The organism is Fibrobacterota bacterium (assembly GCA_019509785.1).
Classification (GTDB): Bacteria; Fibrobacterota; Fibrobacteria; order UBA11236; family UBA11236; genus Chersky-265.
Genome location: JAEKLQ010000031.1, coordinates 1 through 14,884 on the forward strand (window position 1 = coordinate 1; position 14,884 = coordinate 14,884).

The 14,884-nt window shown below is 62.1% G+C and carries 15 protein-coding genes and 1 tRNA gene; 5 read left to right on the forward strand and 11 right to left on the reverse strand.

The features are described 5' to 3' along the window. Positions 1–160: 160 nt before the first annotated feature. The gene (locus tag JF616_07495) at positions 161–331 is read left to right on the forward strand and encodes a hypothetical protein (GenBank protein MBW8887587.1); all 171 of its coding nucleotides are present in this window, start codon (positions 161–163) and stop codon (positions 329–331) included. Positions 332–417: 86 nt separating this feature from the next. Here JF616_07495 and JF616_07500 read toward each other — a convergent pair. The 3 genes from JF616_07500 to JF616_07510 form a co-directional block, all read right to left on the reverse strand. Continuing rightward, positions 418–493, reverse strand: a tRNA-Ala gene (locus tag JF616_07500). Positions 494–543: 50 nt separating this feature from the next. Beyond that, positions 544–1,962: a hypothetical protein gene (locus tag JF616_07505; protein ID MBW8887588.1), complete on the reverse strand. Its 1,419-nt coding sequence runs from the start codon at positions 1,960–1,962 to the stop codon at positions 544–546. A 2-nt stretch (positions 1,963–1,964) separates the two neighbouring features. Then, on the reverse strand, positions 1,965–4,133 hold the full coding sequence (locus tag JF616_07510) for a sulfatase-like hydrolase/transferase (protein MBW8887589.1): 2,169 nt from the start codon (positions 4,131–4,133) through the stop codon (positions 1,965–1,967). Between the two features lie 138 nt (positions 4,134–4,271). Here JF616_07510 and JF616_07515 point away from each other — a divergent pair, with 138 nt between their 5' ends. Further along, the gene (locus JF616_07515; GenBank protein MBW8887590.1) at positions 4,272–4,997 is read left to right on the forward strand and encodes a molybdopterin-dependent oxidoreductase; all 726 of its coding nucleotides are present in this window, start codon (positions 4,272–4,274) and stop codon (positions 4,995–4,997) included. Here JF616_07515 and JF616_07520 read toward each other — a convergent pair. Beyond that, the gene (locus JF616_07520; GenBank protein ID MBW8887591.1) at positions 4,978–6,075 is read right to left on the reverse strand and encodes a CofH family radical SAM protein; all 1,098 of its coding nucleotides are present in this window, start codon (positions 6,073–6,075) and stop codon (positions 4,978–4,980) included. The genes JF616_07515 and JF616_07520 overlap by 20 nt on opposite strands. 619 nt (positions 6,076–6,694) lie before the next feature. On the opposite strand from JF616_07520, the gene JF616_07525 reads away from it, so the two are divergent. From JF616_07525 to JF616_07535, 3 genes are read left to right on the forward strand one after another with little or no spacing between them, the layout of a single operon-like run. Then, entirely contained in the window at positions 6,695–7,012 is a 318-nt protein-coding gene (locus JF616_07525; GenBank protein MBW8887592.1) for a hypothetical protein, read from the forward strand. Further along, on the forward strand, positions 6,984–7,433 hold the full coding sequence (gene ybeY / locus JF616_07530; protein ID MBW8887593.1) for an rRNA maturation RNase YbeY: 450 nt from the start codon (positions 6,984–6,986) through the stop codon (positions 7,431–7,433). Before JF616_07525 ends, ybeY begins: the two co-directional genes overlap by 29 nt. Before the next feature lie 50 nt (positions 7,434–7,483). Continuing rightward, a complete protein-coding gene (locus tag JF616_07535) occupies positions 7,484–8,782 on the forward strand; it encodes an HlyC/CorC family transporter (protein ID MBW8887594.1) in 1,299 nt (432 codons plus the stop codon). Here JF616_07535 and JF616_07540 read toward each other — a convergent pair. From JF616_07540 to JF616_07570, 7 genes are all read right to left on the reverse strand, one after another. Beyond that, positions 8,779–8,982 carry a hypothetical protein gene (locus JF616_07540; protein ID MBW8887595.1) on the reverse strand — a complete coding sequence of 68 codons (204 nt, stop codon included), beginning with the start codon at positions 8,980–8,982 and terminating at the stop codon, positions 8,779–8,781. The two genes, JF616_07535 and JF616_07540, sit on opposite strands and share 4 nt — an antisense overlap. A 96-nt stretch (positions 8,983–9,078) precedes the next feature. Next, the gene (locus tag JF616_07545; GenBank protein ID MBW8887596.1) at positions 9,079–9,990 is read right to left on the reverse strand and encodes a transposase; all 912 of its coding nucleotides are present in this window, start codon (positions 9,988–9,990) and stop codon (positions 9,079–9,081) included. A gap of 160 nt (positions 9,991–10,150) precedes the next feature. Next, positions 10,151–11,176 carry an L-threonine 3-dehydrogenase gene (tdh, locus tag JF616_07550; GenBank protein ID MBW8887597.1) on the reverse strand — a complete coding sequence of 342 codons (1,026 nt, stop codon included), beginning with the start codon at positions 11,174–11,176 and terminating at the stop codon, positions 10,151–10,153. A 13-nt stretch (positions 11,177–11,189) separates the two neighbouring features. Continuing rightward, positions 11,190–12,383, reverse strand: coding sequence for a glycine C-acetyltransferase (locus JF616_07555; protein ID MBW8887598.1), 1,194 nt, complete (start codon positions 12,381–12,383; stop codon positions 11,190–11,192). Positions 12,384–12,432: 49 nt separating this feature from the next. Beyond that, on the reverse strand, positions 12,433–12,822 hold the full coding sequence (locus JF616_07560) for a response regulator (GenBank protein ID MBW8887599.1): 390 nt from the start codon (positions 12,820–12,822) through the stop codon (positions 12,433–12,435). Positions 12,823–12,826: 4 nt separating this feature from the next. Further along, positions 12,827–13,222 carry a sigma-70 family RNA polymerase sigma factor gene (locus JF616_07565; protein ID MBW8887600.1) on the reverse strand — a complete coding sequence of 132 codons (396 nt, stop codon included), beginning with the start codon at positions 13,220–13,222 and terminating at the stop codon, positions 12,827–12,829. A 61-nt stretch (positions 13,223–13,283) separates the two neighbouring features. Continuing rightward, complete coding sequence (locus JF616_07570) at positions 13,284–14,843, reverse strand: cobyric acid synthase (GenBank protein MBW8887601.1); 1,560 nt, start codon at positions 14,841–14,843, stop codon at positions 13,284–13,286. Positions 14,844–14,884 lie beyond the last annotated feature (41 nt).

Below are 14,884 nucleotides of genomic sequence, written 5' to 3' on the forward strand. Positions count from 1 at the left end.
AATCGCAAGCCAAGGGATCCTGGCGACCTCGAAAACAAAGGTTGGTTTTTCCCCTGCGAAATATTGATTCCGGGTGGGTCCTAAGACCCATTGCACTAATCGGGAGGATTCTATCAAGAAGCAAAGCGTTCTACTTGTGTTATTGGCCGTCGTATGCGTAATGGGCATTCTGTTGGCATGCTCCAAAAAAGGTCCGGTCGAAAAAGTGGGTGCGAAATTGGACAAGACCGTAGACAAGGTCCAGGATGCCGTAACGCCGGACGGTCCCGCGGAGAAAGCGGGCAAGAAGCTGGACAAGGTAATCAAGGATGCAAACGACCTAGGCCGTTGATGAAGCGAGAAGGGATTCTCGGACCAAAGGAGCGAAGTTTTTTGGAGAAAAACAGAAAGCCCTCGGCCTTAAGACCGAGGGCTTTCTGGTGGAGCCATGGAGAGTCGAACTCCAGACCTCTTGCATGCCATGCAAGCGCTCTACCAACTGAGCTATGACCCCGAGGCCGGTTAATTTAGCACAATCCCGATAACTTTCAAGACCTGCGAGGGCTACTCCGGCTGCGGCGGACGCGAATCTTGAGGAATCGGCGCACGCCGGCCCAAGGCGTCGCGGCCGCGAGCTTCGAAGGGGGTCAACTGGAGGGCCGGCCGGGAGGCCGTAATCCCGGGCGGGGTCTTCACTAAGGTCGTAGGCGCGGCCTTGTACGCGCGGAGCAGGATATGCGCCAAGGTGTCGAGCCCGGCCGCATTGGGAACAACGCCGTCCGGGGTCAGCCGCTGGTAAGCTTGGTAACCGGTCCAGAGATCCAGGACCGTCGCGCCCTTGGCCTGGGCCGCTTGCTTGAGCTTCGGGATGACTTCGTTCTGGATCACCGACCCGCGAACCCCGTAAGCCTCGCTGCTGTCCGCCTTCTTCCAGGCCGGGATGGGCGTGCATATGAAGACGCGGGGCTTCGAGGCGACGGCCGACAAGGTATCTATCAATGCTTCCAGATCGGCCGCGAGTTCATCCTTATGCGCGTCCCAAACGCTCGACGGGCTGTCGAAGGCCCCCAGGTTGATGGTGACCACGTTGGGTTGGAAGCGGATGACGGCGGCGAGTTGGGCGCTTTTGGAAAAAGGCTTGGGGCCGTTGCGAAGGATGCCGGCGCCGGGTACGCCGGCGTTCAGGACGTAATACTCGCGACCGAGCAACTCGTTGAACTTGATGGGATAGGACGATCCGCCCTGGTCGGGCCCGGTGATGGAATCGCCGATGCACGCCACGCGGGTGACCGCTCCCGTGTAAGTGCGGAAAATCTGGAGGGCGATGGAATCCTGACCGGCCTTTCCGGCATCGGGATGCACGCCATCGGTCGTGAAAAGATCGGAGCGGTTTTCCAGGAACGTATGCACATCGATCAGGGTGAGTTTGCGTTGATCCGCCGCCTGCTTGATCAAAGGCATGATCTCGTTCTTGACCACCGGCTCGTTGATGCCGTCCACGGACCAGGTTCCGTTATGTTGGAAGACCGGGACGGGATAGCAGGGCATGACCCGCGGCTTAGATGGCATGCCCGCCAAGGTATCCATCATCGCCAATGCGTCCCCCAGGAATTCGCCCTTATGGTTGGGCCAATTGACGGGCTTGCTATCGTTGGTGCCCAGCTTGACGGTAACGATGTCGGGATGGAACGCGAAGGTCTGCGGCAAGCGCCCGTTTTTCCAATAGGTGTAATCGCCCTTCTTGAGCATGGTGGTGGCCGAAACCCCTTCGTTTTCGATCAGGTAGGCCGGGCCCAGCAGGGTGCCAAGCTTGGCAGGATAGGACTGGGTGGCAGGATTGGAGAGGCCGTACCCGTAAGTGATGCTGTTCCCGACGGTCGACCACCGGATGGGCGCCGTCGTTTGGGCCGGAGCCCGCGAAGCGGCGAAGGCCAATCCCAAAATGAGGGGGTATCGCAAAGCGGTCGCGTTACTCATCGGCATATTCATTTCCCCGCGGAAGAATCCGGCCAAAGCGCATTGGCTTCAACCAGAAAGGTATTGAGCTTTTCCAGATCGCGCAGCCGGGGCGAAAGGGAATCGTATGCCGCCTTCGCCGCGGAGTCCTGCGGATAGAGGTTGTGCTTTTCCAAGCGATCGCCGAGGGTGTTGAAGACCTCGATGCCTTGTTCCCGCGGGCGCTCGCCCCACGGCCCATGGATGCGATAGGCCCCTTGCTCCAGGGTGCCTTGCTCCCCGCGCACCAGATAGCTCGAGGTTCCCAAGCCGGTGGCGGCGCGCACCAGGCTATGCCCCATATAATGGTTCGCCGCGCGGATGCCGGCCAGGTCAAGCACCGTCGGCCCGATATCGAGTTGGCAAGCGGGGTAATCGTGGAAAGCGCCGGGCCCGAGCTTCGGATGCCTTCCCGCGATCACGAACGGGATCCATTCCGATTCCGCGTAGAGGCCGAATCCGATGGTGGAGGAGCCATGTTCGGAAAGCGGGAAACCATGATCGGCCAGCAGGATGAAGATGGTATTGGCGAACCAGGGTTCGCCCCGGATGGAGGAAAGGAATTCGCCCACGGAGGCGTCGGTATAGCGCATGGTGGCCCGCATGCGTTCGGCCAGGCTCGCGCCCTCGCGCGTATGCGGCGTTCCCGGTTCCGGATTGAAAGGATAATGGTTGGTCTTGGTCATGGCCGTGAGCAGGAACGGCCTGCCTTTGGGCAGGCTGTCATGCATCCAGCGGGACATATCCTTCAGCATGGCGCCGTCCGATTCGCGCGCACGATCGTAGCGGATGCCTTGGTACCATTGGCGCAACCACGGGACTTGGCCGTCCCAGGCCGGATCGGGCGCCGAGAAGAAGCGGGTCAGATAGCCATGCCGTCCCATTTCCTCCGTAAAGGAGCGATGCCTGAGGGTGGTGAAATCGTTGGCGATGTACCGCGTCGGATGCTGCAGTATGGAAAGATGCACGCTCATGAGCGCATTGATGGTGGGGATCCCCGAGCATGCGAAACGCGTCCAGGCATGCCCCCCGCGCGCCAAGCTATCCAGCACGGGGGTAGGATTGACGGAATCCGGTAGGCCCGCCAGCGCGCCGAAGGGGCGCAGATAGCCCGCGTTCACGCCGCGATGGGATTCCATCAGTATGATCACGAAGTTGGGAGGCGCGGCATCCATTCCGTCGCAATCCTCGTCCAGCCCGTTACCAGGGATGTCGTGGGCGCCCGGATGGACGCGGGCATCGCCGTCGTCGCAATCCTTTCCCGCCGGGAAGCCGTCCCGGTCCGCATCGCGGGAGCAACGTTCCGCGGAAGCCAGGCCTTGCGCGCATGCCTGTCGCAGCGGGAGTTTATAGTAAGGATGGGACGTATCCGGAAAGACGTAGGCGCTGTCCCCTTGCTCGGATAGCCATTCCTTCTGGAACACGCCTCCCAGGCGGGCCAAAGGAACGGGCGCGGGCGGTTTGCCGCGGTGGTTTTGCAAGCCTTCGACGAGGGTGGCGATGAAGGGCCGCAGCTTGAGCATGCGGAAGCCGCCCGTCCAAACGAAATTGATGAAGACGAAGGCCAGGGCGGCCAATGCGGCCATGACCCACGGCGCGCGACCCAGGGCTTCGGCTCGCACCCAAGCGCGTTTGCGCAAGAAGGAGTAAAAGGCTAAGGCCGCGGGAATGGATCCGAAGAAAAGCAGGTAAGGCAGGTAGGGCACCGAAAGGTCGGAGGCGATGAACTTGAATACTTCCCGGGTAGAGGCCACGTTGCCATAAGTGGCAAGCAGGCTCAGGTCCAGATGCATGCCCAGAAAGCGCATGGTCTCGTGATCGAGCACGGTGAAGGGAAGCAAGAGGGAATGGAATACGACGAGGATCCACCAGGCGGTCCGCGATACCCGGGGCTTTCCGAAGGCCGCCCCCAGTAGCGCCAGTATCAGCCAGGGGAGGGACCATTCCAGGATCCATATCCAATCGATGCAGAAGGCGTGGACTACGTACCAGTCCGGTTTACCGACGAAGGGGAAGCCGTAGGCATCGCGACGGAACAAAACGATGACGCGAAGCAAGGCATGGACGGCCCACACCGCAGCCAACCAGGCCAAGGCGGGATTCAGCCCGGCGCCGCCCCGGGCGCGTAGGCGGGCCCCTATCGGATCGTGATGCGGCATAGCGCGGGAAAGATAGGAACTGGCGGGAAATCGCGATTGCTACTTTACGGATCCCATGGCCCCGCGCGTCACGCCGGCGCTTGACCCACGTGGGATGAAACCAGACCCCGCCTGCGCGGAGGCAGCATGGAGGCCGCCATGTCCGAAGATGAAGCGAAAAGGGAAGCGGATAATCCCGAGGCCGCCTTCAATCAGGCCTTGATCCGAGGGAAACAGCGCATCGCGGCGCGGGGCCATGAACGCCTATTGGCCGGGGGCCGGCCGGCGGACCGCGAAGTGCAAGGCGCCGGAGAGCCCAATAGCCATGGTATGCCGAAGCTGCCGCCGGGCCAGCACGAAGTCAAGAACTGGCCCGTTCTCGATTTGGGGGTGAAGCCGGATATCCCGCGCGATCTTTGGTCCCTTACCTTGAAAGGTTACGTGGAAAAGCCCCAGGTGCTGGAATGGAAGGCCTTCCTCGATTTGCCCCAAGCCGACGACGTATCGGATTTCCACTGCGTCACCTCCTGGAGCCGGATGGACAACCATTGGCGGGGAGTCCGTTTCCGCACCCTCGCCGAACTCGCCGCTCCCAAGGCCGAGGTCACCCACGTCCATATCAAGGCCTACGACGGCTATTCCACCAATCTCCCGCTTTCCGAATGCATGGACGATGACGTCCTTTTGGTCCACACCTGGGAAGGCATCGATCTTCCGAGGGAGCATGGGGGCCCGGTCCGCATGATCACCCCCAGGAAGTATGCCTGGAAAGGCGCGAAATGGATCAAGGAGATCCTTTTCCTTCCGCAAGACATCCTGGGGTTTTGGGAATTACGGGGCTATAGCAACACGGCCGAACCGTGGTTCAATGACCGGTACTCGTAACGCCGAGCTTCGCGTAGGTGGAATCTCGTTCCACGGGAACCCGACCGCGCGAACGGATAAGCCGGCCCAGCTCGGCGCTGGTCACCGCCGGAGTCTTCATCCCGCCCGCCATCGAATAGATGCGCGTCGTATCATCCACGGTCCCATCCAAATCGTCCACCCCGTAATCGAGAGCCTCGGCCGCCAGGTCCAGGCCCAGCATCACCCAATACGCCTTCAAATGCGGGATATTGTCGAGGAACAACCGGGCCACGGCGTAATTGCGCAGATCCTCCTCCGCCGGCACCTCGGGCAAATGCGAGAGCGCGTTGGACTCGTTCCGGTACCGCAACGGGATGAACGCCTTGAAACCGCCCGTGCGATCCTGCAGATCCCTCAGGCGCAGCATATGATCGATCCGGTGCCGATGCCCTTCGACATGGCCATATAACATGGTCGCATTGGAAAGCAGCCCCAAGCGATGCGCGGCCTCGTGGACTTCAAGCCAGGTATGCGCCGGCGCCTTGCCCCCCGCAATCTTCCGACGCACCTCCGGATCGAAAATCTCCGCGCCTCCCCCCGGCAAGGAATTCAACCCGGCTCGCTTCAGCCGCTCCAAGGCGGCTTCCAAGCTAACCCCGCTCTTCTTCGCGAAGTAAGTAATCTCCACCGCCGTAAAGGCCTTCACATGCACTTCCGGCCGCACCGATTTCACGAAAGCGCAAAGCGCTTCCCCATACTCCACCCCCCGATCGGGATGCACGCCGCCCGTGATATGGATCTCGGTCAAGCTCCCTACCGGATAGGCATCCAGCTTCTTACTCAAGTCCTCGAAAGAATAATCCCAAGCCCCTTCCGCCTCCGTCGCCTTGGGCGGCCGGTAAAAGGCGCAGAACTTGCAGGCATAAACGCATTTATTGGTCGGCTCGAAATGGATGTTCCGGTTGAAGTAAGCCTCATCGCCATGCCGCTCCCGCCGCACAGCATCCGCCCGCGCCCTCAGCCAATCCGAAGGCGCCTTCTCATAGAGGAAAAGCCCTTCCTCCGGCCCCAAACGCTCCCCCCGCCCCAGCTTCGCATCGATTTCATCCAAGCCCATAACCCAAACTTAGGAAATCCCCCTCCCCGCCATCCGGGCCCGTCGCCCTGGCGATTTCTCGGCGACCAAACGCCCTCACCCGACCCCGCGCCCACACCCGTTCTCCCGCGGGCCTTGCGCCCAGGCCCGCGCGGGGCCGCAGGCCCCGTCCTCTATCTTCCCCGCCCAAGTCTATCGGGCCCGCCATGCTCTTCCCTGTCAGGGTCCGATCTCCCCTTTTCCGTCGTGGCGCATCCTGGTGTTGCCGCGTTGAACGGGTCCGATTCCCGCACCTCCGCGAAAGCCGGTCGACCGCGGCGGCGGGGCCGAGGCGGCGGGCCCGGCGCATTCAAGGCGGACGGCCTACCGCGCTTGCGCAAAACCCACCGCTTCGGCAGTCCGCATGCCCGGGGCGCGACCGCGAAAGGACGATATGCGGACGTCCGCAAGCGCGGAAGGCCAATCGGCCCACCCCTACGGCCAGCCTTGTCGCGCCGGGACCGCCGCCTCGGCCCAGACGCCAGCAGACGAACCGCCACCGCGTAGCGCCGGGACGGAGGCTCCGACCGGCGCAAGCCGCTCCAAGGTTGCGCCCAGACCCAGGTAGGGTTACTTTTCACCCCCACACGGAAAGGACCGCATGGCCAGCACAGTAGACGAAATCACCATCAATTTCGAGGAAGAGGGCGTTCTCCTCTGTAAGGAACTCCACAAGGAAGTCCTCACCAAAGGCACCTGGGCCACCTTGATGTTCAAATACCAGGACCTCGACCGGGCCACCAACAGCTTCAAGGCGCCCAAGATTTCCATCCGCCGCTACCAGAAAAGGAATGGCGAATATAAGACCATGAGCAAGTTCAACATCTCCTCCATCGCCCAAGCCAAGAAGGTCATCGAGGTCCTGAATAAATGGACCGAAGGCGAGAACGATGCCGGGGACGGCGGAGCGGAGGACTAGGCCCCTGGCTTTCAAGGTGCAGTGGGTGGATGCCGGACCCATAGCCGTTCCCAGGGCCGAAAGCCTGGCCCGGCTGTGCGCTCGGGTCCTCCGGAGCGAGGTTCCCAAGCCATCCCAACGCGGAGCGATCAATCTGGTCTTCTGCGAGGACAGCCATATCCGGGACCTGAATAAGCGCTTTCGGAAGCTCGATAAGGTCACCGATGTCCTGTCCTTCAATTATTCCGAACCTGACGTTTTTGGAGAGATTTACATTGCCACTCTTAAGGCCAAAACGCAGGCTCCGCGATGGAAGAACTCTTTTTATCAGGAGTTACGCCGACTGGTCGTTCACGGATCCTTGCATTTGGCGGGATTTGACCACATGGTCGTAGCCGAACGGAAGGTCATGAGAGCGCGGGAAGATGCCTACCTGAAATGAACTATATTTAACCCGGTTGGGGCCGTTCAGGTCCCCCTGTTCGGAACCCCGTGGATTCCTTTCCAGCACACACACTGTCGGTTTTCTTTATAGCCGCCGGGCTCAGCGGAGTCCTGGCCGGCATTAAAACCGTCATCGGCTTCTACCAAGGGCAAAACATCGAACATGCCCTGAACGGGGAGTCGCCCCAATTCCAGGCCATCATCGATCGATCGCGCGCCTTGTGGGAAAAACCCGGCTTTTTCGAATCCATCAGCCTAGGCCGCTTTTTCCTCGACGGGGCCGCCGTTATCGGAGCGGTCCGTTACTTGTACGGATTGTTCCCGGATACCAGCATGCTCACCTTGGGGGCCATCAGCATCGCCCTCTGCTTTATCATTTCCCATTGGCTGTTCCCCATCTTGGCTCAGGCCTTCTCCCCCTCCTTGGGACGGTGGGCTCCCCGGGCCTACCGGGTCTATAGCTTCTTCTTCATGGGGAAACTCGGGGAGTGGATGTTCCAGGCCCATGAAGTGGCCCTGAAGAAAATGGGTATCGACCCGAAACTGGCCTTCCTCGGTGAATCCAATGTCACCAAGCTCTCCCAGACGGTGGACAATGAGAACCCCGATCGCAGCGGACTGCAGGACGATGAGAAGGAGATGATCCGCAGTATCTTCGATCTGCGCGAGACCCAGGTCAAAGAGGTCATGACGCCGCGGGTGGACATCGCGGCCCTGGAAATCGGTTCCGGCTTCCGCGAGGTGCGGGATCTGATCGCGGCGGAGAAGTGCTCCCGCATCCCCGTCTACAAGGATTCCATCGATAATATCCAGGGATTCCTGTATACCATGGACCTGATGAGCCTTAAGGACGAGCTACGCGGGCCGGGTTTCCGCTTGCAGAACCTGATCCGCGAGGCCTATTTCGTGCCCCGCACCAAAAAGATCGGTGAACTGCTGCGGGAATTCCGCCTGAAGCATATCCATATGGCCATCGTGGTGGACGAGTACGGGGGCACCGCCGGCCTCATCACCCTAGAAGATATCCTGGAGGAGATCGTCGGAGAGATCCACGACGAGGACGAGACCGAGACCTTCCGGATCCGTAAGGTGGAGGAAGGGACCTATATCATCGACCCCATCGTCTCGCTTTCGGACCTGAACGACGAGATCCCCCTCCATCTGAAGCCCGAGGACCCGGATATCCAGATCGATACGCTGGGCGGGTTCATCCTTTTCATCCACGGCAAGGTGCCTGAAAAGGGGGACATCATCCGCTTCAAGGATTGCACCTTCGAGGTGATGGAGATGGACGGCCAGAAGATGCAGAAGGTGCGCTTGACGCTTCCGACCCTCGTGAATTCCTAAGCGTCCCCGCGTTCCCGCATATCGTGGATATTGCGGAGCAATTCGCCGTTGTAATAATCCAGCAAGGGTAGCTTATCCAGTACTTCGTCGCCGCGATCGAGCGTGCCGGCATGTTCCTGCATCACCTCGATGAGACGGTTCACGGAGAGGTGCAGATCCATCAGCGAAGATTCCAGGCCGGCCAAGTTGTCCGATGTCATCGCGGGCTCTCCTCCACTATCCTTCGCGGAAATTAACTTCCCTACCCTCCCGATCCAAGCGGCGCCGCTTGGCGGGAAGGGTCGGAATTGGCCGATTCATGCGCGTAAACGCAAAAATTGACGACGTTCGTTCAAATCGAATCCCATTTCGGGCAGGGGACGCAATTTTTCCGGCCGGGAATCCGGGCCCGGTTCGCTGCGCTGATCATTGCGAACCATCCATTCCCGCATGTCCGCATTGGCCTTCTCCAGGGAAACGAAGGCATAGGAGGGCATGAACAGCTTCTGAAGGATTTTGCCGGGACGCTTGAGACGGCCCTTCATCCAAGGAGCGAATACGGGCGTGGGATAAGCCGCATAGCCGTAATGGCGGCTACAGTCGACGAGGGGAAGATGGAAAGGCGTGCCGCCGGCCAATCGCCTTAACTCCGGGTTCTCCCGCGTATTGTAGAAGACGCCCGCCGGGACGCCTGCGAAGAAGGTGAACGCGTTCCGATGGCAGAGCAGGAACGCCGCCAGCTCGCAGCCGGGAACCAGCTCCGCGTAGGTACGCCCCGAGAGGCCCAACTGCATCGTGAACAGATGGGCTTTGGAAATCCCGGCCGGGCCCCGCAGCGGGATCCGGTGGATCTCCACCTGGGCGAATGGCGCGTCGCCGGACGCGAAGAGCGCGCCCGCCTGGCGGCCCAGGCCGCGGCGGAGGGACTGTACCTTCTTCTTGACGAGGTCGTAACTTCCCGAATACCCATCCTCGCGCAAGCAGTTATGGAAGTCCTTGATCATGGAACGCGGCCGGCCCTCGACCATCCGCGTCAATTTCGCGAGATAGGGTCCGAGCTTGCCCCGGCCCGCATCAGCGCCGGCTTCCACGTCGGCTTTGACGCCGTCGAATAATGCGGCAACGTCCGGCGCGGGAAAACGGTTCCGGCCGGAAGCGTGAGCGGTATGGGTCTCGGGAACTTGGGCGGGCGGGTTTGCGTACCTCTCTTGGGTCGATGGGCTATGCACCCCGACTCCTTTCTCCCCTCGGAGAACCGGCCCCCATGCAAACCCCTCCGCGGGAAGGCCGGCGACCCCCCGTACGGGAGGTCGAAACAAATTTAGCCTGTTCCGACGCTCTGCGCGGGAGGTTTCGGAGGCAAATGGGAGGGACCGGGCGGGAGCCCGGCTAGGGCGGCCAGGAAAGGATGACCTTGCCGGCCTGTCCCGAGCCCGCGGTTTCGAAAGCTTTTTCGAATTCCTCCATCGGGAAGCGATGGGTGATGACGGGGGCGACGGAGAGGCCGGATTGGAGCATGGCGGTCATCTTGTACCAAGTTTCGAACATCTCGCGCCCGTAGATGCCCTTTAATATCAACCCCTTGAAGATGACCTGGCCCCAATCGATGGAGGCGTCGGCGGGAAGGATGCCGAGCAAGGCCAGCTTGCCGCCATGGTTCATGTGCCCGACCATGTCCCGGAACGCCCCGGCGTTGCCGGACATTTCCAGGCCCACGTCGAAACCTTCTTGCATGCGCAGCTCGCCCATGGCCCGGTCCAGCGCCCCGGGGCCGGCCGCCACCGCCTTGGCCCCCATGCGTTCCGCCAAAGCCAGCCGGTAAGGGTTCACGTCAGTAACCGCCACGTTACGGGCGCCGACATGGCGGGCCACGGCGGCGGCCATCAGCCCGATGGGGCCCGCCCCGGTGATCAGCACGTCCTCGCCCACCAGATCGAAGGAAAGCGCGGTGTGGACGGCGTTCCCCAAGGGATCGAGGATGCAAGCCACCTCATCGGGGATGCCATCGGGGACCGGGAATACGTTGACGGAAGGCAGCGAGAGGCGCTCGGCGAAAGCTCCCGGGCGGTTCACGCCCACGCCTTCGGTGTTACGGCACAGGTGGCGCCGGCCCGCGCGGCAATTGCGGCAATGGCCGCAGGTGATATGGCCTTCGCCGGAAACGCGATCGCCGGGCTTGAGGCCGCGCACTTCCCAGCCGACCTTTTCCACGATCCCGAAAAACTCATGGCCCACGGGCATCGGCACGGGAATGGTCTTGCGCGCCCATTCGTCCCACTGGCGGATATGGAGATCGGTGCCGCAGATGGCTGTCTGGCGTACGCGGATGATGACGTCGTTGGGTCCGCATTCGGGTTCGGGCCAATCCAGCAAGGTGATGCCCGGCTCCGCCTTGGCCTTACCTAAGGCTTTCATAGAAGGCCCGCTTTCATGGAATGGCCCCCGCCGCCCGCCCGGCCCGGCTGAAGGCTTCCACGGCGCGGTCCAATTGCATGGAGTCGTGGGCGGCGGACATCTGGGCCCGGATGCGCGCCTTGCCTTGCGGAACTACGGGAAAGGAGAAGGCCACCGCGAAAACGCCATCTTCCAGGATCAGATCGGACATGCGCTTGGCTTTGGACGCATCGCCGATCAGGACGGGGATGATGGGATGTTCCCCCGGGACGAGATCGAATCCCGCTGCGGCCAGGCCGGCGCGGAAGCGGGCTGCGTTCTCCCGTAAGCGGCGACGTAGGTCGGATCCGGCCTCGGCCATTTCGACGGCCTTGAGGGCGGCGGCCGCCAGGGAAGGAGCCAAGGTATTGGAGAACAGGTAGGGCCGGGCGCGTTGACGCAGCCAGGCGACGATCTCGGCGGAGGCGGCCACGTAGCCACCCGATGCCCCGCCCAGGGCCTTCCCCAAGGTTCCGGTCAGGATATCGATCTTCCCCTCGAGGCCCCAATGCTCCGGAGTCCCGCCGCCTTTTTCGCCCAGTACCCCCACCGCGTGGGAGTCGTCGACCAGGATCAAGGCGCCATGCCGATCGGCCAGCGCGCGGATGGCGGGCAAATCCGCGATATGCCCGTCCATGGAAAAGACCCCATCGGTGGCGATGAGCTTGTACCGGGCCCCGGAGGCCTCGCGCAGGCGCGCCTCCAGGTCGGTCATGTCGCCGTTACGGTAACGCAGGCGTTTCGCCTTGCACAGGCGGATCCCGTCGATGATGCTGGCATGGTTCAGCTCATCGCTGATCACCGCGTCCTCCTCGCCCAGCAAGGCCTCGAACACGCCCCCGTTGGCGTCGAAGCAGGACGGGAAAAGGATGGCATCCTCGGATCCCAGGAATGCGGCCAGCCGCCGCTCGAGTTCATGGTGGACCGATTGCGTGCCGCAAATGAATCGGACCGAGGCGAGGCCGTAGCCCCAGCGGTCAAGGCCAGCGCGCGCGGCGGCGGCCAGGGCGGGATGGGCCCCGAAGCCCAGGTAGTTGTTGGCGCAGAGGTTAAGGGCCTTCCGGCCGTCGGCGAGGATCACTTCGGCGCCTTGGGGCGACGCGATTTCCCGTTCTTCCTTGAACAGCCCTTCGGCCCGTAGGCCGGAAAGGCGGCGGGACAGATCCGCGTGCAAAGGGTGATCCGGCATACCCTTATTTAACGAATTTTCGGCCGCGCGGAACAGGGGTTTCGAAGTGTCAATATTGCGGGGCGGTCTCCAGGGCGCCCTCGACCATGCGCAGGAGATCGTTGCGGGTGAATGGCTTGCGCAGGTAATAGGCCTGGCCGCCGGAAACCTGCTCGGAAACCCGATCATCCTCGGTGAAAGCCGACATATAGATCACCTTGATGCCCGGGCGGATGATGCGCATGGCATGGGCCAGATCGCAACCGTTCATGTTCGGGCTCATGCGGATATCCGTCAATAGCAAATGGATGGAAAAAGGATAGCGTTCGTTCAGGTACAAGGCGTCCTCGCCGCTGCATCCGTCGATGATCTCGTATCCCTCCAGGGACAACATGCACTTGACCAATTCCACTATTTCGTCGTTATCATCCACGATCAGGATCGTCTTCTTATCGTTCATCGATTTACCTCTCATCAATCCGGAAACTGAAACCGGCCTGCTTAGCCAACGCGTTGCGGATGGATTGGTGGATCCACCATTCCGCGAAAGGGGCGAAGCGGCCGTGGGCGGCATCGAAGCTTTGCGCCGCCCGGACCAAGCCCAGGTTGCCTTCTGCGATCAAATCGCCGAGGGGCAGTCCGCGGTCGCGATGGCCATGGCACGCCTTCACAACGATTTTCAGGTGGGAGGTGATCAGCTCGTTGCGGGCGGTTTTCTCGCCGCGGGATATGCGCTCCAGCAGCGCCACTTCCCGCTCTCGCGTGGGAATGCGGGTACGCTCGATCTCCCGAAGGTAAGCGGATACGGAGTCCGATCCGGCTTCGGCGTCGATACCTTGGGAAACGACGGCTTCGGCCATGGGTGCCTCCTCGCGTCCAAGCAAAGCGACCGCAAGAACGGCCGCCTCTCCAGCTTTCTAACTAGTCTTTTTCAGCGCGCTTCCCCGGGATAACTTTCGCCACGCTGGCGGGGACTTGCGTTGTTTGCGGATCGCCCAAGTAGGCAACTGAAGGCGCATGGGATTCGAGCCAATCCGCCAAGGCATCGTAGGGTTCGGGAACGGGCGCCGCGAGAGCCGGGGAATCGGTCAAGCCTTTGCGATTGCGGATCCAATCCCTGAAACCGTTGCGGGTCGTATCGGATGCGAAGATCCCGTGGAGATAACATCCCCACACCGGTAACGTCGGCGCGACGCACCCGTCCGACCGGAAGCCGATGCCGTCGCGGATGCGGATCGCCGGCGAGGCGCCGGGGGCAACGGAAGTCCGGCCCATATGGATTTCATAACCCTCGATGGATGCGCCCGCGGGCAGGAAAGGCAGGGACAGGTTTTCCGCGCGCGCCAAGGCGGTCACCTTTTCCTTTTCCAGGCGGGTGTTCACCGGGAGCAACCGCAAACCTTCGCTTTCCCCCGCCTCGCCTTCCACCCCGGATGGATCAGTAATGGATTCGCCGAGCATCTGGTACCCGCCGCACAAACCGAAAACGGGAATGTTCCGCGCGGCGGCCGCGGCTACGGCTCGATCCAGGCCCGAACGCCTTAAGAAGGCGAGGTCGGCGCGTACATTCTTCGATCCCGGGAGGAAAAGCACATCGGGATTCCCCAGCGCCGAGGGCGATTCCACATAGCGCAGCGAGGCGCCCTCCAGGCGTTCCAAGGGCACGAAGTCGGTGAAGTTGCTGATATGCGGGAATCGCAACACGGCGAAGTCCAGCAGAGGGGAAGCGCCGCCGCCGACGCCCGGGAGCGCGAGGGAATCCTCCTCTTCCAACCCCACGCGGCCCAGCCAGGGCAGCACCCCCAGGATCGGAACGCCGGTTCGGGAAGCGATTTCCAGTAGACCCGGATCGAGCAGGCCCGCATCGCCGCGGAATTTGTTGATGAGCACTCCGGCGAGACGCGCCCGCGATAGGGGCGGCATCAAGGCCGTCGTGCCCAGTATGGAGGCGAAGACGCCCCCGCGTTCGATGTCCGCGACCAAGAGGCAGTCCGCTTCCGCGTATTCGGCCATGTCCAGGTTGGCGATATCCCGATCGCGCAGGTTGATTTCGGCCGGGCTCCCCGCGCCTTCCAGGACGATGACATCATGGGCCGCGGCCAGGCGATCATAGGCCGCCCGGGCCAGGGCGCGCATCTCCCCGATACGGGCGTAGTATTCGCGCGAGTCCATCAAACCCATGGGCTTTCCCAAGGCCATGACCTGCATGCGGCCGTTCCCGGAAGGCTTCAGCAAAATGGGATTCATGTCGGCATGGGGCCGGCAACCGGCGGCGCGGGCCTGTTCGGCCTGGGCCCTCCCGATCTCGGCGCCTTCGGGGGTGGCCCAGGAATTGTTGGACATGTTTTGCGACTTGAAGGGCGCGACCTTCAGGCCGCGGCGGGCGATGCTGCGGCATAAGGCGGCGGCCACGGTGCTTTTGCCCGCATGGGACGAGGTGCCCAGGACCATAAGGGCGCGGGCCCGGGAGGAAGATTGCATGTTGGGAAATCTAAGTCCGAATTCAGCGCATCCCGCGGCGC